This window comes from Hymenobacter volaticus, from assembly GCF_022921055.1.
In the GTDB taxonomy this organism is placed as follows: domain Bacteria; phylum Bacteroidota; class Bacteroidia; order Cytophagales; family Hymenobacteraceae; genus Hymenobacter; species Hymenobacter volaticus.
This window is the reverse complement of record NZ_CP095068.1, coordinates 35734-60820: the sequence shown is the minus strand read 5'-3', so window position 1 is coordinate 60820 and position 25087 is coordinate 35734. Positions and strand designations below refer to the sequence as shown.

The window sequence follows — 25087 nt, the reverse complement described above, 5'->3', positions numbered from 1 at the left end:
TAAGGACAGGGGAACGAGCAATAGCCCTTAGTTCAGCGCTTTGCTTCACCCTGCTCTTTGCTCACCTCACAATGACGGCGGGCGCCTTTGCAGGTAAAGCAGGGCTAGGTAGTTGACCCGGTGAAGGGCATCTGTTTCTTTAAGAACCGATGAGCCGGGGGTCATTTTTCCTGCAGCACAAGCTGGCACTTGTTCCTATGCTCTAACCGCTACCAGCACCCGAGTGTCGTATTACCGATTTCCGAGAAAGCGCTACTTAAGCAATGGAGCATGAATCTGACGGAGCGTTTTGACGGGAATCTTGATAACTTCCCGGTCGTAGGTAAGCAGACCGTTCACTTCTCCTTCCACATCGGTGGTTTGCGTGTACACGGCCGACGATAAGCCCTTCTGCTGGTAGTACTCCACAATCTTGGCGTATTTCTTTCGGTACGCCTTCAGCACGTCGTCGGCCGAGTGGTAGGTTTGGTAGCCCCAGTTGCGCATGGATGGGTTCCACAAGTGGCCTTCGATGGGCCAACCGATTCCCCCGAACTCGCCGATAGCAATAACGCGGTTGGATTTAGCGGCCGGCAGGTTGGGTTCTTCCTCGTAGGTGTGAATGTCGTAGAAGTCGCCTGCTCCCTGGTCGTTCCAACCGGTCACGGCGTTAATCACCCTGCTTGGATCCAGGCCTTTCACCCAGGCTGCTAATCGTGGATTGTTGTACTGGCCCCAGCCCTCGTTGTGCACCACCCAAGTCACGATGCTAGGGTGACTGTAGAGCCGATCGATCATCCGCCGAAACTCCAATTCGAATTGCTCCATGCCCAGGGAGCGGCGCAGGGGCTCGATTTGGGCACCCGGTGCCACGTTCTGGCCTTCCAAAAAGCCCGACGGCATATCCTGCCAAACCAAAATCCCGAGCCGGTCGCACTGGTAGTAGTAGCGGTCGGGCTCGACTTTGATGTGCTTGCGCAGCATATTAAAGCCTGCTTTCTTCAGAAAATCAATCTCGAAGATCATGGCCTCGTCGGAAGGTGGCGTGAGCAACCCGCCCGGCCACCAACCCTGGTCGAGCGGCCCGTTATGGAACACCACCTTGTTGTTGAGCAGCAGCGTAGGCTGCCCAGCTATTGGTCCGGGGCCCACCGAGATTTTGCGCATGGCGAAGTAGCCATTCACTGCATCTAGCGCGGTTCCCGTCACGGTAGCCTTAGCATAAGCGGCCCGCACGGCCGCGGGCTGGCGCGGCCGCTGATTGCGGGGCGTGGTACCGAAAGGATCCTGCACCGTTACCAACTCGGTTTTGAGGTCGTAGAGGAAAGGCGTATCCGGCGACCACAGCTTAGGGTCTTTCAAGTCCAGATAAGCCGTCATTCCCGACCGAACCAGCGTAGTAGCCACCGTGCGTTTGCCGTCGAGCGCCGTTAGGCGGATGGCAGTGGTAGCGTTGTTGGCGGGCTCATTGAGCACCACTTCCACCCGCACGCGGCTGGAATCGAGTTCGGGAGTGAGCCGAACTTCTTCGATGTAAGCTTGTTTGGGCACCGGCTCCATCCACACCGTTTGCCAGATGCCCGATACTGGCGTGTACCAAATACCATTGGGATTAAGCAGCTGCTTGCCCCGGGGTTGCTCCCCAGTTGACGTGGGATCGAGCACGCCGAGCAGCAACTGATTGTCACCGGCTTTCAAATACTCGGTTACATCGAAGCTAAACGCGTCGGAACCACCTTGATGCGATCCTACCAACCCGCCGTTCACCCACAGGCTGCACTCGTAATCTACGGCCCCGAAATGCAAGAGCACCCGTTGGTTTTGCCACTCTTGCGGCACCGTCACGCTGCGCCGGTACCAGAGCCGCTGGTCCGGCGTAAGCGGCTTAGTTACCTTCGACAAAGTCGATTCCACGCAGAAAGGCACCAAAATCTGCCCGTTGAAAGTAGTGGGCGCGGGAGCTGTTCGGGCGTAATGGCGTAGTCCCACATCCCGTTCAGGTTTTGCCACTGCGCTCGCACCATCTGCGGGCGCGGGTACTCGCGCCACGCATTAGTGGCGGTTACCTGCTTTTCCCAGCGGCTAAGGATGGGCGCCGGACCAACTGGCGGCGCGGGAGCTGGTGTCTTCGACTGCGCGTGGGCAGCAACCCCGGCACCGAACATGCTGGCGCTAAGCCAGAGAGCGAGAGCAAATCGCCTAATAGGATTCATAGGTAGACTCTAGTGGTGGGAAAGAGCGTAGTTGGGGGTTTGACCTGAAAGCAGACCAAACCCCCAACGCTAGTAACCTTCTAAGAACAAGGAAATTAGACAGTTAAGTCAGAATTCCCTACTAGAATTTTTGTACTGGGGAGTACACGTACTGCCCTACACCCGCTGCTTTCACGCCGATACGAGCAAAAACAGACCCTGTAATCGAGGAGGGAATAGTCACCGAAAGGTTTTGTACCTGACTTAGATTCACGGCCGCTGCGTTTTTTTCGGTACGCTCCAGCGCGTTGCTGTCATCCACAAACTGCGTGCGGCTTATTAGTAATACCACTCGGTCAATGTCCTTGCCGGCCACAATTCGATTGACGCGGCAAGTAGCCGTAAGGGTGTTTCCGCTGCGTTGGAAAGCAGCGTCCGTTACGGTGAAATAAGGCGTCACGGGCACGTCTATCACGGTGTTGCCGCGCACTTGCACGTCAATGCTGTCGGTGTTGTCCACCCACGGGCCGTTGCCCCGCGAGCGAACCAGCTTGTAGTTGCCGTCGAAGAGCTTGGCTTGAAACGTCCCGTCCTGGTTGACGAATACCGGAATCTTGGTAAAGAGCTGATAGCCACGCTGCCACAATTCCAGCATGGTGGTTTGGTTTCCTAAGTCGGTGGATCCGTTTGACCGCAGGCCCAGCACCTGATCCTGATAAACAATGCGGCCGGTGAGCGTAGAGCTTGGTGGCTCCACGTTGTCTTTGGCGCAGCCCATAAACAATGCAGTGCCCGCTAACAGGCTATAAAGAAATGCTTTCATGAGTGCAGCTTATTGGAAAGGGTTGCGAACCAGCAGCGGATTGTTGTTGAGAACCCCCTGATCGATAAAAGTGTAGTAATTGCCTAAGCGGAAGTTGCGCGGAGCGCGGAAACGCGGCGCTACCAACTTCACGAACACGTACTTGCCGTCTCGGGGGTCACCGGGCCGCACTACGCGGTATGGGTAGAGTGCGTACATCACCGCGTTAGGATTAGAGTTATTGCCATCCCATAGCACGTGGGCGCGGCGCCAGCGCTTCAAATCCCACACCCGGTGGTCTTCGAATGCCAATTCCACTCGGCGCTCGTTTTCCAGCCGTTGCCGAGTCAGAGAAGTTAGGCTATTGGCCGGAAAACCAGCCCGCTCTCGCACTTGATTCACGTAGGTCAGTGCTTCCGCCGTTTGCCCGAGCTCGAAGGCGGCTTCAGAGGCGTTGAGCAGCACTTCCCCCAAGCGGAAGCGCACCCACCACGTGTCGCTCAGCACCCCGCGGGTACTGGCTTTCGGGGTCGAATCAATGTACTTGCGCATGTAGAAGCCGGTGTTCGACACCTCTGTTTGCGAGCGTTGAGGCCCGGAACTGCCGGTCAAAAGCTTGCCGTCCGTGTAGTTGGAGGCTAGTCCCCCTTCCACCATTTCGTACGCGTTGTTGGCTGCATTCCACACCATTACGCCGGCCTGAATCTGCACGGTTTGCCCGGCAAAAGAAGTACCTGGGTAAATCACAGTGCCGTACAAGCGGGCGTCCTTGTTGGCAAAGGGAGCACTCAGATTGTCGTAGTAGATGTAATCCGTATTGGCCGCGTTGCGGGTTCTAATTTCACCCGAAGTACCATCGAGGTACTCATAGCTTTCCACTAGGTTCAGAGTCGGGGTGATGTTGGACGACGAGAGGTTGTCTTCCCGAATGCCGCGCGCAATGTTGTCGTACGTAAATCCGTGCCGCCGGTCCCGGGCAACCAGAAAGTCCTTGGCCAGAATCACCTCGGGGTTGGAAGCCTTGCGCGTGATGGCATCATAGAAATTTTCGCCGCGGTCCGGATTAGTCCGGTACAGGGAATAAGGTCCAGCAATAACTTCTTTGGCCGCGTCCAGGGCCTTCCGGTAGTACTCATTGGCCCGGCTAGCTGGAATGCCGACCTCTCCCCACTGGTTTGAATGTTCAGGCCCGACTGCGCGTTGTACTTGGCGATGGAGCCCGCGTAGAGCATGGCCCGCGACTTAAGCGCCATAGCCGCATACTTGTTGGCCCGGGTGTTGCTGCGGGGGCTGCTGGGAGAACTGCCGTCGTTGCCGAGGTCGTTCTTGATGGCATCCAGCTCACTGGCTACAAAGTCGTACACTGCGGCTTCCGTATTACGGGGGCTTTGCAGCGGCGTGGGGTTGCCGCTGTAGTCGTAGATCAGTTGCTGCGTTACGAGGGGCACCCCTCCGTGGCGCTTAACCAACTCGAAGTACACGAAAGCCCGCAGAAAACGGAACTCGGCCTTGAACTGGTTTTTCTGCACTTCTGGCAGCGTGGTACTGAATTTGTCGATGTTCTCGAGGGCCAGATTGATGTCGCGGATCAGGCCATAGTCCCAGTTTCCCCAGCGGTTGAAACTATAATCATTCAGGTTATTAGACCCGTCGCCGTTGCCCGACCAGATGGCTTCGTCGTAGGCAGCAAAATCCGTCCAGCCATCGTCGATTTGGGTGTGGAAAGGCAGTCGGTCATAGTTATTGGCCAGCAGGCTGGTAATGAGGTTGGCGTCGTTCCAGATTTGCTGATCCGTCACAATATTAGGAGCTTCCCGTTCCAGGAAGTCCTTTTCACACGCCGACAGGCCAAGGACTAGTCCGGCGCTGAGAGCTAAGGTTTTATAAGAAAATCTCATGATGCTGTGGGAATTTAGAAGCCGATAGAAAAGCCGGCGTTATAGAGGCGTTGCTGCGGGTAGACTAGGCCCCCGTTGTTGACAATTTCCGGGTCCAGATCAAATTCTTTCATGTTGTCGAAAGAGTACAGGTTGGTACCGTTGACGTACACCCGCATCGAACCAATGCCAAACCGATCCAAGAAGGGTTTCGGAATGTCGTAGCCTACCTCCAAGTTGCGCACGCGCAGATAGCGCACGTTGGTAATCCAGAAGTCACTGCGGCGGTTGTAATTCGGATGGCCTCCATCGTCGCGCCGAGTCGCGGGGTACTTACCGGAAATCCAAGGGCTATCGTTGTTGAATGGATCCTCCCGGTGCCAGCGGTCCTCAAAGAGGTAGTTGGGCGACGTGCCGTTGTTTTGGAAAGGTATTCTCTGCTCGACCTCCCGGCGGTAGGTTTGCAAGCCGGCCCCAACTAAGTCAAATTTGAGGGTGAAGCCTTTGTATCCAAAAGTGGTGTTGACCGCATACGTAACATAAGGCGTGGCGCCTTCCGCGTAGCCGATAGGCCGCTCGTCAAGGTAGTTGATGGCGCCGTCGCCATTAGCATCCTTGTAGATAAAATCACCAGGGAGTTGATTGCGGTTGCCTTGCCCATCGTTGTTGATTGGGTAATTCTCAATTTCTTCTGTCGATTGGAATTGCCCGATAACCTGATAACCCCAGTTGATATACGCCCAACGGTCATTTATTCCATTGCGGTATTGATCCCATGAATTACCAAAGCGAGGTTTGTACTGATCTAAATCCCGGTTGCGGGCCAGAGTAGCATGCAAACCTACGGAGTAGCTTAACCCGCTTGTCTCACCGGAATACGTCACGAGGCCTTCCATGCCCCGTACAGCGTCGGAGTTAAGGTTTGCTTGGGGCAAGGGGTAGCCTACCTCGCTAGGAATTAGAACATCAAGAGGTTGTGCAAGTAGTCCCTTACGGCGGCGCTCAAAAACATCGAACTGACCTGTTATTTTACCTTCTAAGAAACCGAAGTCTAAACCGATATTTGTCGATTGGTTGGTTATCCAAGAAAGCGTGGTAATCGGCGGGTTGCGCGGATCAACACCGATAACATAGCTGCCATTAAAGATAGAGCTACGGTCTGGGAACTGGTAACCACCTATGTAGCTGTAAGGGGGAACTAAATAATTCAGGTTATCCGGGTCATCTAAGTCATCGGCGCCGGTGCGTCCGTAGCTACCGCGCAGCTTCAGTTCGCTCAGCACATTACCAATGCTCTCCTTGATGAATGGTTCTTCGCTGATGCGCCAGCCCACCGAGGCGCCAGGGAAAAAGCCGTAGCGGCTATCTTCTCGGAACAACCACGAGCCGTCGTAGCGCCCGAGCACCTCCAGCAGGTATTTCTGTTTGTAATTATAATTTACCCGACCTATGTAGCCTGCTCGGGCTCGTTCGCTTATTCTATCGTCCAGATTGCGGGCATTGGCAAACAGTAGCAGCGGAATGGTATTGTTGGGTGGTACGGTGTTGAGGCCATACTCCCGGTCATCGGTATCGTAGCGCTCGTAAGCGGCTACGGCTGACACGCTATGGTCGCCAAACGTTTTGTTGTAGTTGAGTTGCAACTGCCCGTAGCGGTCAATTTTGTTCCGGGTTCGTCTTTCGCGGTACGGGTTTTGGTTGCCGAAAGCAGGGCTGGTTTCGTAGACGTCAGTGGCAGGGTTGTAACGGTAGGCGTTATAGGTATACTCGAAGCCATTCGCGAGACGATTGGTGTAGTTGTAAGAACCAATAGCCTTGGCGCTCAAGCCAAAATCGAAATTATACTCGGCTGTGAAGTTGCCTTTAGCCGCCCGGTAATAGTCAGTATAATAACCTGTTATTGCCTCCGTATAAGTGGCCGGGTTAACGTTGACGTTGTGGGTCTGGTTGATGTAGTTGGGGTTGTCGTTGGCATACGGCCGCTCGGTGGGCCACATGCTAAACACGCTCAACAAGGGGTTGAAATAGTCGTCGCCGCCTGGTACGCCCAGCGTAAAACGGTCCTCGAGGCGTGCCGAGATTTGCGTGCCGATTTTTAGCCGTTGCGTTATGTTAGCATCTACGTTGGCTTGTAAGTTGGTACGACTAAATTTGAAATCTTTGATAATTGCCTCTTGCCCGAAGTGACTGCCTGATACGTAAAACCGGACATTATCGGAACCACCCGAAAAGCTGCCGTTCACATAGTAACGCGGCACATCAGGGCGAAATACAAATTTGTAGTAATCAAAGCTCTCGTAGCCGGGTGCACCTGTCCGCCATTTTTCCAGCACGTCCGGCGTAATATTCTCACCTTTTACCGGCTCGTTAACTGGCGTTCTGCCTTGGTTCTGGCCCGCTTCAGCCAGCGCCCGAACGTGCTGGTACGCATTGGCCGGGTGCGGAAAACGCGTGAAGTTTTGCAGGCCATAATAGCCGGAGATATTGATGGTTGGCTTGCCTTTTTCTCCCCGCTTAGTCGTTACCAGCACCACCCCGTTGGCGGCTCGCAACCCATAGATAGCAGCTGAAGCGTCTTTAAGAATGGAGATATTCTCAATGTCATTGATACCTAGATTATTGAACTGGCCAGCGTCGGCTACTACTCCATCAATAACATAGAGTGGGTCACCTAGATTACGAATTTGGATGCTGGCACTTCCACCGGGGCGAGCGTCAGCCTGCCGGGCCGAGACACCCGGTATGCGGCCCACGAGGGCCTCAGAAGTAGAGCCGGCGGGCGTGCGAGTAATGGCTGCGGAATTGGTGCTACTGATGGCCCCAGTAACTGTCGCTCGCGACTGGGTGCCGTAGCCAACCACTACTACTTCTTCCAGAGCTTGGTCGTCGGAAACCAGTTTTATAGCAAGCTTAGCAGTGGAATTAGCTGCAACTTCTTGCGGCTTGTAGCCAATAAAGGAGAATGCCAGCACGGCCCCCTGGTCGGGCACCGTAATGCTGAAGTTTCCCTGTGCATCGGTTTGCGTGCCGTTGGTAGTGCCTTTCACGACCACATTGACACCGGGCAAACCCTCACCCTTGGTATCAGTGACCGTACCCGTTACGGTGATATCAACCAACTTCGCATCGACAGCCACTGCCGCTCCATCCCGATTGGATGCTGTATAGTTGCTGTCAATCGGAGAGCCAAAGCTGACTCCAACTGAAGCGCACAACGCAATGGGAGTAAGTGAAGCCCGCGTGAGATGACGGACCTTCCTAATAGGTACTCGGTTTTTCATAAGCGTGGGTGTTTGATTATAGAAATGGAACTGTAAGCGAAAGCAAGGCAGATTTCCCTAATTGAATCAGCTTCATGCTAATACGTTTTAGCAAAAGGCCAATACTTTATCTGCTTGCTAAAACGTATTAGCAATTAATAAGCATTTCCGCTGCTACACATCAATTATTACAGGCAACTACCTGTTTGCTGTGCTAAAACGAAACGGTCCGAAATAGAAAGGATGAGTTACTGGCCGATAAGTATGCAAACCTTTGCCTTAAAACCAAATAAAAACTTCAGAAACTCTCATTCCTGCACTTATATATATGGAATCAAATATAACATTTTACTGCCATATCATACGCTGTACCCAAACATAAGACGGACACATATTTTTGTATTATTAATATATAAATTCTTTCAATAAGCGATATATAGGCTATTAAATTGCATTTATTTGCAAAGGAATACTATTTAATCAATTGATTTTCAGTACGTCTCTGAGGGAAAATTATATGCCGATCAAGCAACTTATTTAACGTTATGATGGGCCACCTTTTTTTACACAAAGGTTTGCATAAGATGATGTGCAAACACTATCGTTATACATCTATTAAGTAGACGTTAATCCAGAATTCGGTAATACTTAATCTTAGGTTCGTCTTATCCAGCCTTCAATAAGGATTCAAACCCAAAGGACAGTAAGCACAAAAACTTGTATAGTGCAGGCACTTAATGACGCTACTCCTAAAGTAGCTTAGTATCTATTTGCAAACTTGTGACATAGCACAAGGCAGCCTAGCAACACGCGAAATAGATATCGGCATTGTCGGGGATGAACCTGAAACCCGAAGTCTTGCAGTTAGAGTTAACTTAATCAGTTGAAAGGGGAGAGCTACTGAGAGTTGCGCGTTGTGGAATTACGCACCACTAGATCTGGTTGCAGGACTACACGACGGGGCGAAAAGTTATTATTTTTCTCTTTCAAGATTTGAAGGAAAAGCTCGACGGCCGACTGGCCCATCTGCTCACAATGCTGATCCACTGACGTAATCATGGGCTCAGTGAGAGCAGTAAAGGTCTCGTTGCTAAAGCCGGAAATGGCTATATCCTGTGGTACCTGAATATGACGGCTTTTAAGCAACTGGAGCGCTCCTACCGCCGAAAAATCACTGGCCGAAAACACGGCGTCGGGAGGAATAGGCAGGTCTAGAAGCTGCTTCATCCCTTCGATACCATCCTCCAGCGTCATGTCGTTGATAACGGTATACGTTGGCTCGACAGGTAGATTGGCTTCACGAAGAGCATCTTCGTAACCTAGACGCCGGTATTTATAGATGTTAAGATGTTGCGGTCCGGCAAAATGCGCAATGCGTCGATAACCTTGTTGGATCAGGTGTTTGGTGGAAAGATATCCTCCTTCTCGGTCGTCCAGCACGACTGCATTTACTTGCTTTCCTTCGAGAATACGGTCGAAAAACACCAGCGGGATACCTTGTTTAAGAACCTTGTCGAAGTGGGAAGAGTCGCGGGTGGTACGAGCCAAAGAAACCAAAATGCCGTCTACTTGCGCATTCAGCAGGGTATCGATGTTGGTGCTCTCGTGCGCTACGTCTTCGTTGGATTGGCAAATCAGAACGTTGAATCCGGCCTTGCTAGCCACTGCTTCTACCCCTTTCACTACCATAGTGAAAAAGTGGCCGTCGATGTGGGGTACTATAATGCCTAGTAGGTTGCTGCGCCCCTTGCGTAGGGCCGCGGCCATATAATTTGGCTGATAGTTTTGCGCTTTAGCCAGCTTTATAACCCGTTTTTTGGTTGCGTCGCTAATGCCTGGATGGTCGCTCAATGCGCGGGAGACAGTTGAAATAGAAAGGCTCAACTGCTCCGCAATGTCGGTTATGGAAATGCGTTTTTTATTCAATGGATTCCAGTTGAAGCAGTTCCTGATCATTTTAAAGTACACAAATATTCGCGCTTGGCAGGACTTAGCTTAATCCTAAGCCAGCTTCTAAATACCAGAAGACGAGATGTGCCGTAAAGTCAGATAGTTCGTAATTGTCTTGCTCCCCTCGATTAGATGCCTAATGCCTACAATACAGCACGTAGGGCCTCTAAGTGGACAAAGTTGTAATTTATTCTCGGCGTAATGGACTCGGATTGGTTTATAGCTTGCTCTGCCTTACTTAACTAGATTGAGTACTATTCCGGAAAGCAGTACGTCTGCCAGTGGCGCAAATTAAGCTTACCTCTGACAGACGCTTTACCTGCGCACTTATGCCATTCCGTATTGCTTGAGCACGTCTTCGGGCACGCCTTCCCATCGGTTGGGCTTGTTGCCTACGTAGCCGATATCCGCAATTCCGATTTTGCTGGTGAAGAATCCGGTAGCCGTCAGGTCGCGCATGCGGTTGAAAAAGTTCACCCCTTGCTTCATCTCCGGCTTGGCTTTGAGCGGATATGCTATTTCGCTGACCATTTCAATGCGCTGCTGCGCAGTACAGTCTACAAACGCGTGTTGAAACCGATTAGAGCACTGAACATCCAGCCACCGCAAGCCACCGCGCAGCGGCACTTGGTGCTCGGGAATATCCTTTGCTATAAACTCTATGAACTCGGGCACCTTCGCGTCGGAGGCACTCCCGGATTTCTCGTCTTTGGGAATAATAATGTCGACCAACACGGTAATCGTGGCCATTTCATGCGGAGTGAAAAATGTCTCGGCGTGTAGTTTCTTGTCGCGCTCTATTTCAAACGCTTGCTTGCCGGCGGTATCGGCGGCGGGCGCGGCGGCTTTCTCAGTGGCTTTGCTTACGTCACTTTTACAAGCGTCGAGCAGCAACCCGGTAGACAGGGCCGTCAGGCCAATGGCTTTCAGCGAATCACGTCTTTTCATTGGAAGGAAGATAGAGGGCTTTACACAGATAGTTTTTTGCGCTGCTCCAGAATGTACTCGCTCGTGCGCATGGACAGAGCCAGAATGGTCCACGTTGCGTTTTTATCGCCTTGCTGCACGAACGGAGCCGCATCGACCACAAACAGGTTTTTGCAGTCGTGGGCCTGGCACCACTTATTAAGGGCCGACTTTTTGGGGTCGTCGCCCATTCTTACCGTGCCCACTTCGTGAATAATTCGGCCGGGCGCTTCTAGGCCGTAATTGGTTTCGGGACCCGGAACTTTGGACGTGATGATGGCGCCCATTTCATGCATGATGGACTGGAAGGTTTCCTGCATGTGCTTGGCTTGCTTGATTTCAGCATCTGTCCATTTGTAATGGAATTTAAGCACGGGAATACCGTATTTATCGACCACGTCGTGGTCGATTTCGCAGTAGTTATCGATGCGGGCAATGGCGGTACCCCGGCCAGCCATCCCGATTTGCGAACCAAAAAAGCGGCGGTAATCGTCTTTCAGCGACGCCCCGAAGCCGCCGGCTTCTTTGGGCTTTCCGTCGCGACCGGGCACCAACCCGTTGATGTTGTGGATGCCATTGCCGAAGCCGTAAGAAGGCATGCGCATGCCGCCACCGTATTCGATATGATAACCGCGGGGGAAATCCAGCTTCTTGTTGTCCAGCCACCAAGGGGTATAAATGTGGACGCTGCCCACCCCGTCTTCGTTGTAACGCTTGCGGTCCATCAACTGCGGTAAAAAGCCGCTGAGGCTGGCCCCGGTGGAGTCGTGCAAGTATTTCCCTACTACCCCGCTGCTGTTTGCCAAGCCGTTTGGGTGGTTGCTGGAAACCGAATTGAGCAAGAGCCGAGCCGATTCCCCGGCACTGGCTCCCAGGATAACCATCTTGCCCCGGACCTGGTACTCCTGCAAATCGTTTTTATCGACGTACGACACGCCAGTCGCTAAGCCATTAGGGCCGGTTAGCACTTCGCGCACCATGGCGTTGGTCAGGACTTGCAAATTGCCGGTTTTCATGGCTGGAATCACCAGGCACGAAGAAGACGAAAAGTCTCCGTAGACCTTACAGCCCCGGCCACACTGTCCGCAGTAAAAACAGGCGCCCCGATCTTTGTTGTTGGGCAAGCTCTCGGTCAGCACCGAGCCGCGACCGGGTATTACTTTCACCCCGGCTTTTTCGGCTCCTTTCTTGATGAATAGCTCGTTGAGCCGCGGCTTGGGCGGCGCCATGAAAATACCGTCGGGTTCATCTTCCAGGCCCTCCACGGTGCCATATATCCCAATAAGGCGGTCAACCTTGTCGTAGAAGGGTTTCACTTCTTCGTAGGTGATAGGCCAATCGTCGGTGAGGCCGTCGATGTGGTGGCTCTTGAAATCTTTGGGGCCCATGCGCAAAGAGATACGGCCCCAGTGGTTGGTGCGGCCACCGAGCATGCGCGCCCGAAACCAATTGAATTCGGTTTTGTCTTTGGTGGTATAGGGTTCTCCTTCCAGTTCCCACCCCCCATAGGCGGCGTCGAAATCCCCGAAGGGCCTGGTGGTAGAGGCTCCCCGGCGTGGCGACTCGTAGGGGAACTTAAGTTGTTGGGCGTCTTTAGCGGGGTCGAAGAAAGCCCCGGCTTCCAACATCAATACCTTTAGGCCGGCGTGCGCCAACACGTAGCCGGCCATTCCGCCCCCCGCGCCTGAACCGACAATGATGGCATCGTAGACGGTGCCCGATTTCTTGATCTGAAACGTGCTCATAGGCTAATGAAACTAGTGTGGGTAGGAGGGTAAGAAAAATAGTGTGCGCCTGAAAGGCGTAGGTTTCTATGAATGGAGGCTTGACGGAAAGAATGCTTCTACTCTTTTCTCGGGCATGTTTGGTTGGAGTCCACTAGTAGATGCCTTCCTGCTGCTCACGCATTGGCTGCCGCTTTCTATTCTACTTGGCGCGGGTAGGGCTAGCAGGCCGAATCGACGACTGCCGAATCAGCAGTTTGGGTGTTAGTTGCAGCAGCATCATGCCGTTGGTTTGCTTGCCACCTTGTAGCGCAGTCAGAAGCACTTTCACAATTTCCTCTGCCATTGCTTCCAGGGGCTGTGCTACCACCGTAATGGGGGAAGAATAAAGCCTGAACAAGGCATTGTCATCGAAAGAAACAACCGCAATACGCTTCGGAACCGACCACCCTATCTGGTTGAGCGCCTCTAAACCATATAAGCCCAAGTAATTGGTTGTGAATAATACCGCTTCGCAGTGCGGATGGGCCTGAAAGAAAGCTGCCATCTGACTGATAATTTGCGCCGGCTCTTGTTGCAGCACAATCTCGTCCACCATCTCGGGCAGGGTATGCTCCCGCAGGGCCTGAGCGTACCCTTGCCGACGCGTTATCATCTGGGTTTGCCCGTGCTGGATTGTAATCAAGGCTATGGATTTATAGCCTTGCGCCAGCAGGTGCTGAGTGGCTTCGTACATGCCCGTAGCCCCATCCACTACCACGGCATTGGCCGACACTCCCGAAAGCACCCGGTCAAACAAGACCAACGGTTTACCGCTGCGCACCAAGGCACTCACTTCGCTTTCAAGGCCTTCGGGCAACGCGAGAACGTAGCCGTCCACGTGCCGCTCCTCGAACATAGTGAGTATATCCTTGGTCTTGGCCGGGTCCCGGTTGGTGCTGCAATAGATGATGTGGTAGCCATGTTCGAGCGCCTTTCTTTCGATTAGCCTTGCCACAGAAGCGAAAAAAGGGTTGGCAATGTCCTCTACTACCAGGCCCAGAACGTGCGTTTTACCGGAACGCAGGCTTTTAGCCAGCTGATTGGGTTTGTAGCCAACCTCCTTCACGTAGTTCAACACTTTTTCGGCCAGCACGTCGCTGATACGCTTTTCCTTGGCCCTGCCATTCAGCACCAGCGATACGGTCGCAATGGACACGTCTAAGTGTTTAGCAATATCGTGAATAAGAATTCGCTTTTTCAACTCCAATCTGTTTTGCACCGGCCAGACGCAGGTCTTCCAGCTTCCTTATTTAATATATTTCTCGGGGCCGGTTGGCTAGGTTAGCACCAAACGTGCGGTTTGGTTGTGGCCCCATGGTTAGTTGCAGGGTGCCCCGGCTACAATGTCTTTATGTAGCAAGTAACTATTCGAATACGCCTTGCCATTGAGGGTAGCCGACTGAATATAGGGGTTTTGCGGGCCATTGTTTTTAACGTCCACAATAAATGTTTTCCCCTTACCTACCTGAATAGTTGCTTTGTCGACAATAGGACTGCCTAACACGTAGGCGCCACTACTAGGCGAAACCGGATAGAAACCCATAGCCGACAGAATGTACCAAGCCGACATCTGCCCGCAGTCTTCGTTGCCACTGATGCCGTCGGGCTTGTCCTTGTACATTTCCCGCAGCACCTGCCGCACCTTTTCGGCTGTTTTCCACTGCTGGCCGGCGTACGGGTAAAGGTAAACTGTGGCGTGGCTAGGCTCGTTGCCGTGCGCATACATGCCAATCAAGCCCGAAATGTCTGGCGAGGCACTCTCGCCCAAGCTGCCTTGCACGATAAAGAGGCTATCGAGCTTCTGGGTGAAGGCGGCCTCGCTGCCGAACAGTTTGATCAAGCCGGGTACATCGTGGGGTACCAGCCAGGTGTATTGCCAAGCATTGCCTTCGGTGTAGTTGTTTTGGCGGTGAATAGATTGAATGGGGTCGAAGGGCAACTGAAACTTGCCGTCGGTAGTAAGGCCGCGCATAAAGCGGGTGTGGGGGTCGAAGTACTTTTGATAGTATTTGGCGCGGGCGCTGTACGTTTTGTAGTCGTCCAGTTTGCCGAGCTTCTTGGCTACTTGCGCGATACTCCAATCATCGATAGCGTATTCCAGCGCCTTTGCCACGGATTCGCTTTCTTTGTCGGCCGGGATAAAGCCCATGGACTTCAGGTAGCTCACACCTTGGTCGTCGCGGGTGCTAGAGGCTTTCATGGCGGCTAGCACCTGGTTGCCGTCGAGGCCAGGCGTGCCTTTCAAGTAAGCTTCAGCGAGGGCCGGCACGGCGCTGTAACCCACCATCGTATTGGTTTCGCTGCCCATCAGGTGCCAAATGGGCAGTTTGCCCTGCTGCTGGTGAATAGCCAGCATCGACTGCATCATGTCGTTAACCCGCTCTGGCTGCACCAATGTAAACAAGGAGTGCTCGGTGCGATAGGTGTCCCAGAGCGAAAAGGTGGTATAGTTAACGAATGGGGCTTTGGAGTAGACCTTCTTATCGGTGCCGCGGTAGTCGCCGTTGACGTCGTTAAACAACGCGGGCGCGAATAGGGCATGGTACATCGAGGTGTAAAAAATGCGCCGGGCCACGGGGTCCTGCGATTCTATCATCACCTTGCTTAGTTCTTTGTTCCATTGCGTATCGGCGGCCTGCTGAACGTTAGCGAAGTCCCAGCCCGGGATTTCCGCCTGAATATTAGCAAGGGCATTCTCGGTGCTTACCGGCGAGATACCCACCTTCATTTGCAATGTGCCCGGCGCCTTCGCGAAGCCGAACACCCCTTTAATGGCTACCCCTTTCCCCGATTTGCCCGCGAGTTGCTGAGTCTCGTTATAGACGGCGAATTGCGGCACTGGCGCCGAGGTCTTGATGGCGAAATACACGCGCTGGTCTTTAGCCCAGCCCTTGGAAAAGCGGTAACCGACAAATGTCTGTGGATCTATCTGTTCTATATAGCTGTCGGTGGCTTTGTCATCGATACCTTCTTTTAAGTCGATAATAACGTGCGCTTCCTTGCTGTTAGCCGGAAAGGTATAGCGGTGGAAACCCACCCGAGCGGTGCTGGTTAGCTCAGCCCGGATGTTGTAGTCGTCGAGCGTGACGGCATAGTAACCCGGCCGGGCAGTTTCGCGCGCATGGGAGAACCGCGAAAGGTAGCCTTGGTGCGGGACCTGCTGCTGGCCTTTGTCTGTTTTGATTGGTCCCGTGTAAGGCATGATCAGCACGTCGCCCAGGTCGGAGGCCCCGGTACCGCTTAAATGCATATGCGAAAAGCCCGTAATCAAGCTATCAGAGTAGTGATAGCCAGAGCACCAGTCCCAGCCCTTAAAGATGTTCTGGGGGCCAACCTGCACCGCCCCGAAAGGCACATTGGCCCCAAGGAAAACGTGGCCGTGGCCGCCCGTGCCAATCATAGGATCAACGTAAGTAGTGAGCTTGGGATTTTGCGCTTTGGCAAGGGCGGAACAACCGAGCAGCAGCCAACAACTCAGCAACCAACAGAGCGAGCGACTAGGTGCCAGTTTAGAATGAGGGTGGGGTATACGCATACCAGTACTTTAGAAAGATAAAAGTGGGAAACAGCCGCCAGAAGTAGGATTAACCTTATACATACTTGGGCTTTAAAGCACGGCAAGCGTCTGAACAGGCTGAGCAAATATGCTAAAAGGCTTTAGCATATTTTGGTAGATCGAAATAAAACCTAGATATTTTCGCCACAATCTCCTCAACCAATCGCCTAGCTAGTGTTTCTTTAGTTAGATCAGGTACCGCTCTGAATAGCTGCTAACCACGCCTTTACTAGCTATTTTGTTCTGCCTCTCACTTCAATTCGGTGCGGCAACTATGTGCCCCACTGGTTTTTCAACGATTTGCCTTTAGGTTTTCGCACTTTCTTATCCTTGATTTTAGAGGTTTATGCCAAAACGTTTAGGCAATTAATTGCAAACGATTTCTGCCACTCTTTTTTGTGGCTTCAGTTTGCAGTTAAAGTTCTTCTTTCTTACTCAGTTGCCCTCTCACTTCTCTTTCCACCAACCCTTCCACATGCGAAACTCTTTATCTGCTAGGAACTTACGCAGCATCCCGCTACTTGCTCTTGGCGCGGCAGCTATTCTACCGCTGACGCCGGCTTCTGCAAATAGTGACATTTCCACTTTCCGGCGCGTTGAAGTAACAATTCAAGGAGCGGTAACCGACGACAAGGGCAGCCCTCTGCCGGGTACAACGGTCGTGGTGAAAGGGTCTGCTGGCTTAGGCACTAGTACCGATGCCGAAGGCAAATTTTCGCTGACCGTCCCAACTGGTAACGAAACTTTGGTTGTTTCGGCTATCGGTTACGTTGCTCAGGAACTTCCTCTCGGTGGCCGCACAACGCTGACGGTGAAGCTAGTTACCGACACCAAAGCCTTGGACGAGGTGGTCGTAGTTGGTTACGGTACCCAACGGCGCTCCGACGTGACTGGGGCCGTAGGAAGTGTTAGCAGTAAGGAGTTGGTGGAGCGACCTGTGGTAAACGTGGCACAAGGCTTACAGGGCCGGGTAGCAGGCGTTGATGTGTCGCTAAACTCGGGACAGCCAGGCAGTAGCCCTACTATACGAGTGCGGGGTTATGGCTCTATCAACGCCGGCAACAACCCATTGTATGTCGTAGACGGCGTGTTCTGGGACGCCGGCATTACTTCGCTGAACCCCAACGACATTGCCAGTATTGAGGTCTTGAAAGATGCTTCGGCCACAGCTATCTATGGCGCCCAAGGCTCCAACGGCGTTATTCTTATCACCACTAAGCGAGGTAAAAAAGGCACTCAAATCAGCTACGATGCCTTTGTGAGCGTGAGCCAAATTGCCCGTAAGCTGGATGTATTGAATGCTCGGGAGTTCCTGGCTACCGAGGATTTGGCTTACCAGAACATCCAAAAGTTTGACCCCACTGGCTGGGCTGCTGGCCGCTATACCAACCGTGACCCCAATATCAAGCGGCGGGCGTTGGCCGACCCCAATAACCCCCGGCGCTTGTTCGACGAAAACCTGAACCCCCTCTATGACACCGACTGGCAAGACGAAACCACCCAAACGGGTGTAACCCAAAGTCATAACCTATCCTTTTCGGGTGGTGCCGACCAGCTCACTTACGGGCTGTTCCTAAACTATACAAACGCCCAAGGTACCATCCTTAACACTTTCCAGAAGCGCTACAATGCCCGCTTGGTTGTAGATAACCAAATAAAGAAATGGGTGAAAGTAGGGGCTACTATTAATTACAGCAATATCAACGACCGGATCGGTAACGACTTCGTGGGAGGCAATAACATCCCGCGCATGATGATTGAGATGATCCCCATCATGCCCGTCAAGTACCCCGACGGTACGTACGCCAGCCGCCAGCAATACCCCGATATGGAAAGCGGCGACAACCCTGTGGCCATTGCTCAAGAAGACGAGGAACTACGTCGCCGTCAGGTGTTTTCGGGCAACGGCTACTTGGATTTTACCATTACGCCGAATTTAAGCTTCCGCAGCGTGCTGGGTGCTACTGTTCAGGCTTGGAACGACCCTTCTTATGCTACCACGCTGATTCAGTTGCGCGGTGCGCAGGGTTACGCCAGCATAAATGATTACGACGCTACCAGCTTGCAATGGCAGAACTATGCTACTTACAATAAGCAGTTCAGCGAAAACCACTCCCTGAACGTGGTGGTGGGCGCCGACACTCGTCGCTTCCGCAGCCTGTCGAATGGCAGTAGCACCACGTTGCTAGTTGATAATGCATTTAGCTTCTACAACCTTGGCACTGGCTCCGTACCTAACCCTCCTGGCTCCGACTTCCAGGCTGATCAGTTCTTTTCCATCTTCGGGCGAGTAAACTATGGTTACAAGAACCGCTATCTGCTAACCCTGACTACGCGCCGCGACGGGTCCTCCCGCTTCGGGGTGAGCACCAAGAATGCTATCTTCCCATCGGCGGCCCTGGCCTGGCGGATTTCAGAGGAAGGATTTCTTAGCGATAACAACCTGTTTTCAGACCTGAAGCTGCGCTTCGGCTATGGCCGCACTGGTAACAGCGGCCCCGACTTTGGCAACTACGTGTCGCAGACTTTCCTAGGCACTAATAGCTACGTTTTTGGCGGCAACCGCACCAATGGTGTTGCGCTCGGCTCTCTTGGGAATCCACTCCTTAAGTGGGAAACGGCCGACCAGTTTGATTTGGGTCTGAACGTAGGCCTGCTGGAGAACCGCATCACGTTTGAGGGCGACATCTACCAGCGCACCACCAAAGACCTGCTGCTTCAGGCACCGGTGCCGCGCAGCAGCGGCTACGGCAGCTACCCAACCAACGTTGGCAGCGTGCGCAACCGAGGCCTGGAGTTGGCTTTGAATACGGTGAACGTGCAGGGTACCAATTTCACCTGGAACACGACGTTCAACATCTCTTTTCTGCAAAACCGCATTCTGGCTCTGGGTGCAGCCAACGACGACATTTTTCCGGGCCCAAACTTTCTTAACGAGACCAACGTGCTGCGCGTCGGCTCCTCGGTGGGCGCTTTATTCGGACTGGAGCGCCTAGGGACTTGGGGTACGGATGAAGCTGACGAGGCTCGGCGCTATGGTAGCCTACCCGGAAACCTGAAGTGGCGCGACCAGAACGACGACGGCCGGATCAATGACCAAGACCGGGTGCTTCTGGGTAAGAATATTCCCACTGGTTTCGGCTCATTTATTAACAACTTCCGCTACCGGGGCTTTGATCTATTGCTGGACTTTCAGTTCACCTACGGCAACGACGTGATGAACTTGACGGAGCACTCGGCCCTAGACCGCACCGGGCAGGCCAACAGCTACACCGGGGCTCTATACGATGCCTGGACGCCCGAAAACCAGAACACCAGCATCGCGCAAGTGCGGCCTTCTTATCTAGCTTACGACTCGCGCATCGATTCTTACAAGGTAAAGGATGCCTCTTTCATTCGGGGACGTAACGCAGTATTGGGCTATAACTTCTCCGATGATGTAATTAAGAAACTAGGGGTGAGCCGCTTACGGGCCTATGTATCGGCCCAAAACTTCTTTCTCATTACCGACTACTTTGGTTACGATCCCGAAACGAGGACGTTCGACCAGTCTTTTGCCCAAGGTATTCAGTTCTTCGATTACCCCAAGGCCCGCACGTTCACGGCTGGTTTGAACGTGTCATTCTAAACTGATTTTTAGCGGTTGGGATTGGTTGATTGCTCTGGCCTCGGTTGCCTGTGCGATTTTAGGAAGCAGACGAATAGTCAACTCCGACATCTACAAATCAAAAAGTAACTCTTCACGTCTTTATCTATGTTTTCGACCATACAACGCCTTTCTCGAACCGCAGCCCTTAGCGCGGGTTTGCTACTGGTGGCAACCAGTTGCGATGATTTTCTGGAAGTAGACAGCCGCTCCCGCATCCGGCCCGACGACTATTACAGTACAGCCGGCCAAGCTCAAGCTGCCGTAGACGGCCTTTACAGTAGCCTGCGCATCGTGCAAAACGGTACGGGCTACGGCGAGGCCATTTGGGTGACGCTGGAACTGATGACGATGCACGCCACCTCGCTTGGCCAAAGCTTCAACAACAACCAGATCATCAACCAAAGCATTGACCCTGCCAACCCCTTCTTCTCTAGTGTCTGGAATAGTGCGTACAGTGGCATTGGCGCAGCTAACCTGGCTATTACCCGCATCCCGACCATTGAAATGCCTGAGAGCCAAAGGCAGATATTGCTTGGTCAAGCGCATTTTATCCGGGCATACCTGTATAATCTGCTGGTGCGGCTCTACGGCGATGTGCCTCTGCTGACGGAACCCATTACTGGCCCCGGTCCGAATCTTTATCCGGCTCGCAGTCCAGTGGCTGACGTGTACGCACTGATTATTAGCGACCTACAAACGGCGGAGGTAGCGGGTCTGCCGGTAGTAGACCGTACCGGGCGCATCTCGCAGTCGGCCGTGAAAGCCTTACTGGCTGATGTGTACCTGACCACGGCAGGCTACCCAATGCAAGTAAGAGAGAACTACCAGAAGGCTGCTGATAAGGCCGCTGAGGTAATCGACGCCGGCAATTATCCTCTGTTCACCGATTACCTCTCGCTACACAGCAACGCCACCAAAAACCAGGGCGAGTTCATTCTCCAGGCTCAGTACGCCAATGGCATTGCTACCAACGCCATCAGCCCGCTAGTGGTCCCTTATTTCGCGGGCGTGTCGGCTTACAATGACGAGTTTGGAGCCTTGATTCCGACGGAGGAGTTTTATAACACCTACGAGCCAGGCGACCTACGGGCCCAGGAGGGGCAGTTTTATTTCTCTAGAGCTCAGGGGTTTGATAGAACGTCTAATAGTCCAAAGACAAATACTGTTCAATTCAACCGCCACGCGCTCTATAAGTACTTCCATCTAGAAAGTGCCTTAAACCGTAACTTCTCGAGCGATGAGAACTGGACGCTGATTAGAATGCCCGAGGTAATGTTAATTTACGCCGAGGCTATCAACGAAGCCAGTGCTGCCACACCAAAGGCTTATGCTCAAATCAATGCTATACGCAGCAGAGCTAAACTGCCTGCGCTCAGTGGTCTGAGTAAAGATGCCTTCCGTGAGGCCGTGTGGAAGGAGCGCTATCACGAGCTAGCCTACGAGAACAAAGCGTACTTCGACATTCAGCGTACGCGCAAAACGTACGATGTGGTCAACAACCGCTTTGTGGACGTGGTAGGCTTTAAGGCTGAAGTAGGCCCTGCTTTCCAGGAGAAATATTTGCTGTGGGGTATTCCCTCGGCAGAACGCAACAACAACAAGGAATTAACCCAGAACCCTAACTGGTAGGCAACTGAGCGTCATGGTCGGGTGGGAAGCATGTGCAAGCGGGAGTTCTGGGAATTTCTGCCGCTTGCTGGCCCCACTCGGCCTGACGCTCTTTTTTTGCTTGAAACTGATACTTTCGAAAATCACTCTCAGAGGCCTAAATTTTGCGACTGATTTCGGGACCACAACGGCCGATTTCAACTTGGTTTGCAAGGGCGTATAAGTTATTTCCATTTAAATTAAATAAGCAGCAAAGCGCACAAGCATGAGAAACAAGACGTTTTTATTTCTCCTGGTAGCAACTCTTATCGGCACACTAAAATCGGAAATAACCCAAGCCACTTCATTTGCAAAAATTGAGCGTGCTTATTACGCGAAAGACTCTATTACCAAGGGTGGGTATACTCTTGTTTTCATTTCAAAAGATTCCGCATTTTCTGCTGCAACAAAGCAAAAAATGACGGACGCTTTTTTCACTGTTTATCCTAAACAGGCAAAACGATTTAACACCAAGACGCTCAAAAAAGTCACATTTATTATCGACCCTGAATACGTGGGCGTAGCGGCAACCGGCAACGGTGTGGCCCGATACAGTCCGAAGTGGCTAAAAGAGCACCCCGAGGACATTGATGTGGTAACACATGAGGTGATGCACATTGTGCAGGCGTATCCCGAGGGCTCCCCCGGCTGGCTGACCGAAGGCATTGCTGATTATGTCCGATACATGTATGGGGTTAATAATGTAAATGCCAAGTGGGCGTTGCCTGACTACAAGGCAGGACAGAGCTATACCAATAGCTACCGTATCACAGCCCGTTTCTTGGTTTGGCTCGAGAAAAACGTGCGCAAATCCATCGTCAACGAAATGGATGACGCCGCGCGCACACGCACGTATTCCGCTGATTTGTGGAAGCAGAAAACTGGTAAAACGCTAGACGAACTCTGGCTTAGCTACACCCAAAATCCAGCAGTGGAACTCACGTACCACTAAATTTCAAAGTGCTATCCAGTCAGCTGTCAATTTCTGAAATAACCTTTCCGGTTACGTAGTTTTCAGGTGATTGCACTAATTTTTTCGGCGCTGTAAGTTGTATCCTTACGGCGCGCTACTCGACTTACGCGCGGCAACTTTCGCGTTTTCATTTTTGGTAACCGAATGACTAAATTTCTTTCTGCTCTCGCGGCTTTGCTGCTGCTAGAGGCTTGTCCTAGCATCGCGCAAGTCGCAACAACTACCCCGGACCCGGTTCAGTGGGTGAACCCGCTTATTGGTACCGATTCCAAACCTAGCCTATCCAATGGCAACACCTATCCGGCCATTGCCTTGCCGTGGGGGATGAACTTTTGGATGCCGCAAACCGGCAAAATGGGTGACGGTTGGGCTTACACCTACGCGGCCGACAAAATCAAGGGTTTCAAGCAAACGCACCAGCCGTCACCTTGGATGAACGACTACGGGCAGTTTGCCATCATGCCCATCAAGGGTAAGCGCGTATTCGATGAAAACGAGCGGGCCAGCTGGTATTCGCACAAAGCCGAAGTGGCCGAGCCCAACTACTACCGCGTGTACCTGGCCGACCACGATATTGTAACGGAAATTGCGCCCACTGAGCGGTCGGCACGCTTCCGCTTCACTTTTCCTCAAACGGACAGCGCCTATGTGGTGCTCGACGCCCTAGACAAAGGCTCGTACGTGAAAGTGCTGCCCGAGCAGCGTAAAATCATTGGCTACACCACCCGCAACAGCGGTGGCGTGCCCAAAAATTTCAAGAACTTCTTCGTTATCGAATTCGACCGCCCTTTCACTAGCACTGCTGTCTACAAAGACAAGGTGTTAGCCACTGGCGAGATGGAAGCCACCGCCAACCATGCGGGTGCTGTCGTTGGCTTCAAGACTCGCAAAGGCGAACAGGTAAACGCCCGGGTGTCTTCCTCGTTCATCAGCCCCGAGCAAGCCGAGCTTAACCTGCGCGAAATTGGCAACAACGACTTCGAGGCCATTCGCCAGCAGGGCCGCGCCGCTTGGAACAAGGCGCTAGGCCGCATTGAAATAAACGGCGGCACCGACGACCAGCGGCGCACATTCTACTCCTGCCTTTACCGCTCGCTGTTGTTCCCGCGCAAGCTGTACGAGCTGGATGCCAACAACAAGGTGATGCACTACAGCCCTTTCAACGGCGAGGTGCTGCCGGGCTTCATGTACACCGACACGGGTTTTTGGGACACCTTCCGGGCGCTGTTCCCCTTCCTGAATCTGCTGTACCCGGACATCAACACCGAGATTCAGCAGGGCCTAGCCAACGACTACAAGGAAAGCGGCTGGCTGCCGGAGTGGGGTAGCCCAGGCTTGCGCAACGTGATGGTGGGCAATAACTCGGCTTCCGTAGTGGCCGATGCCTACCTCAAAGGCATCCGTGGCCAGGACATGAACGTGCTCTACGAGGCGCTAACGCACGGCGCCAACAACGCGGGTCCGCTGACCGCCGTCGGCCGGGCCGGGGTGGAGTACTACAACAAGCTCGGCTACGTACCCTACGACGTAAAGATCAATGAAAACGCGGCGCGCACCTTGGAGTACGCCTACGACGATTTCACGATCTACCAGCTGGCTAAAGCGCTAAACAAGCCCAAGAAAGAAATCAATCTGTACGCCAAGCGCAGCCAAAACTACCGCAACCTGTTCGACAAAGAATCAGGTTTGATGCGCGGCAAAAATCAGGATGGCAAGTTCCAAAAGCCATTTAGCCCATTCAAATGGGGCGACGCATTCACCGAAGGCAACAGCTTGCACTACACCTGGTCGGTGTTCCATGACATCCAGGGGCTAATGGATTTGATGGGCGGCAAGAAAAAGTTTGTGGCCACCCTGGACACTGTATTCAAGCTGCCGCCCGTGTTCGACGACTCTTACTACGGCGGTACTATTCACGAAATCCGGGAGATGCAGATTGCCAACATGGGGAACTACGCCCACGGCAACCAGCCCATTCAACACATGCCCTACCTGTACAACTACGCCGGACAGCCGTGGAAAACGCAGTACTGGGTGCGCGAAGTGATGAACCGCCTGTACCTGCCTACTTCCGACGGCTACTGCGGCGACGAAGACAACGGGCAAACGTCGGCGTGGTACGTCTTCTCGGCTCTTGGTTTCTACCCCGTGTGCCCCGGCACCGACCAATACGTGCTGGGCGCCCCCTCTTCCCCAAGGCCACCTTGCACCTCCCCTCTGGCAAGGACATTGTGTTGAATGCCAGCAATAATTCCAGCGAGAACCGTTATGTGAACCAGCTGACGGTGAACGGCAAAGTCTACGACAAAAACTACCTTACCCACGAAGAGCTGCTCAAAGGCGCAACGCTTGATTTCGATATGGCTGCCACGCCTAACAAGACGCGCGGCACCAAGCCCGACGCGGCACCATTCTCGGTATCGAACGCCAAATAACTGCGCCGACGGCCCAACAGCGCTCCGCTACACGT

At 53.0% G+C, this 25087-nt stretch carries 11 protein-coding genes and 3 pseudogenes; 4 read left to right on the top strand and 10 right to left on the bottom strand.

The window, feature by feature from the left end:
• Positions 1-252 precede the first annotated feature (252 nt).
• From MUN86_RS29805 to MUN86_RS29760, 10 genes and pseudogenes are all read right to left on the bottom strand, one after another.
• A pseudogene (locus MUN86_RS29805) lies at positions 253-2144 on the bottom strand (glycoside hydrolase family 2 protein).
• A gap of 169 nt (positions 2145-2313) precedes the next feature.
• Positions 2314-2994, bottom strand: coding sequence for a DUF3823 domain-containing protein (locus tag MUN86_RS29795; protein WP_245127648.1), 681 nt, complete (start codon positions 2992-2994; stop codon positions 2314-2316).
• 9 nt (positions 2995-3003) lie between these two features.
• A complete protein-coding gene (locus MUN86_RS32140; protein ID WP_311182682.1) occupies positions 3004-3978 on the bottom strand; it encodes a RagB/SusD family nutrient uptake outer membrane protein in 975 nt (324 codons plus the stop codon).
• Positions 3975-4871, bottom strand: a complete 897-nt coding sequence (locus MUN86_RS32135) for a RagB/SusD family nutrient uptake outer membrane protein (RefSeq protein ID WP_311182680.1) — start codon at positions 4869-4871, stop codon at positions 3975-3977. Before MUN86_RS32135 ends, MUN86_RS32140 begins: the two co-directional genes overlap by 4 nt.
• 14 nt (positions 4872-4885) lie before the next feature.
• A complete protein-coding gene (locus MUN86_RS29785) occupies positions 4886-8131 on the bottom strand; it encodes a SusC/RagA family TonB-linked outer membrane protein (protein ID WP_245127647.1) in 3246 nt (1081 codons plus the stop codon).
• Positions 8132-9007: 876 nt separating this feature from the next.
• On the bottom strand, positions 9008-10036 hold the full coding sequence (locus MUN86_RS29780) for a LacI family DNA-binding transcriptional regulator (RefSeq protein ID WP_245127646.1): 1029 nt from the start codon (positions 10034-10036) through the stop codon (positions 9008-9010).
• 351 nt (positions 10037-10387) lie between these two features.
• Entirely contained in the window at positions 10388-11008 is a 621-nt protein-coding gene (locus MUN86_RS29775) for a gluconate 2-dehydrogenase subunit 3 family protein (RefSeq protein ID WP_245127645.1), read from the bottom strand.
• Between the two features lie 20 nt (positions 11009-11028).
• Entirely contained in the window at positions 11029-12771 is a 1743-nt protein-coding gene (locus MUN86_RS29770; RefSeq protein WP_245127644.1) for a GMC family oxidoreductase, read from the bottom strand.
• Positions 12772-12952: 181 nt separating this feature from the next.
• Entirely contained in the window at positions 12953-13948 is a 996-nt protein-coding gene (locus tag MUN86_RS29765) for a LacI family DNA-binding transcriptional regulator (protein WP_245127643.1), read from the bottom strand.
• Between the two features lie 94 nt (positions 13949-14042).
• Positions 14043-16327: pseudogene (locus tag MUN86_RS29760) on the bottom strand (GH92 family glycosyl hydrolase).
• 496 nt (positions 16328-16823) lie between these two features.
• On the opposite strand from MUN86_RS29760, the gene MUN86_RS29755 reads away from it, so the two are divergent.
• From MUN86_RS29755 to MUN86_RS29740, 4 genes and pseudogenes are all read left to right on the top strand, one after another.
• A complete protein-coding gene (locus MUN86_RS29755) occupies positions 16824-19976 on the top strand; it encodes a SusC/RagA family TonB-linked outer membrane protein (protein WP_245127641.1) in 3153 nt (1050 codons plus the stop codon).
• A 126-nt stretch (positions 19977-20102) separates the two neighbouring features.
• Entirely contained in the window at positions 20103-21626 is a 1524-nt protein-coding gene (locus MUN86_RS29750; RefSeq protein ID WP_245127640.1) for a RagB/SusD family nutrient uptake outer membrane protein, read from the top strand.
• Between the two features lie 436 nt (positions 21627-22062).
• Entirely contained in the window at positions 22063-22596 is a 534-nt protein-coding gene (locus MUN86_RS29745; protein ID WP_245127639.1) for a basic secretory protein-like protein, read from the top strand.
• Between the two features lie 165 nt (positions 22597-22761).
• Positions 22762-25052: pseudogene (locus MUN86_RS29740) on the top strand (GH92 family glycosyl hydrolase).
• Positions 25053-25087 lie beyond the last annotated feature (35 nt).

Excerpts from the sequence above, each read along its gene's own strand:
- MUN86_RS29755 (WP_245127641.1), top strand. The coding sequence starts at position 16,824 with ATGCGAAACTCTTTATCTGCTAGGAACTTACGCAGCATCCCGCTACTT.
- MUN86_RS32135 (WP_311182680.1), bottom strand. The coding sequence starts at position 4,871 with ATGAGATTTTCTTATAAAACCTTAGCTCTCAGCGCCGGACTAGTCCTT.
- MUN86_RS29785 (WP_245127647.1), bottom strand. The coding sequence starts at position 8,131 with ATGAAAAACCGAGTACCTATTAGGAAGGTCCGTCATCTCACGCGGGCT.
- MUN86_RS29795 (WP_245127648.1), bottom strand. The coding sequence starts at position 2,994 with ATGAAAGCATTTCTTTATAGCCTGTTAGCGGGCACTGCATTGTTTATG.
- MUN86_RS29775 (WP_245127645.1), bottom strand. The coding sequence starts at position 11,008 with ATGAAAAGACGTGATTCGCTGAAAGCCATTGGCCTGACGGCCCTGTCT.
- MUN86_RS29745 (WP_245127639.1), top strand. The coding sequence starts at position 22,063 with ATGACGGACGCTTTTTTCACTGTTTATCCTAAACAGGCAAAACGATTT.
- MUN86_RS29750 (WP_245127640.1), top strand. The coding sequence starts at position 20,103 with ATGTTTTCGACCATACAACGCCTTTCTCGAACCGCAGCCCTTAGCGCG.
- MUN86_RS29770 (WP_245127644.1), bottom strand. The coding sequence starts at position 12,771 with ATGAGCACGTTTCAGATCAAGAAATCGGGCACCGTCTACGATGCCATC.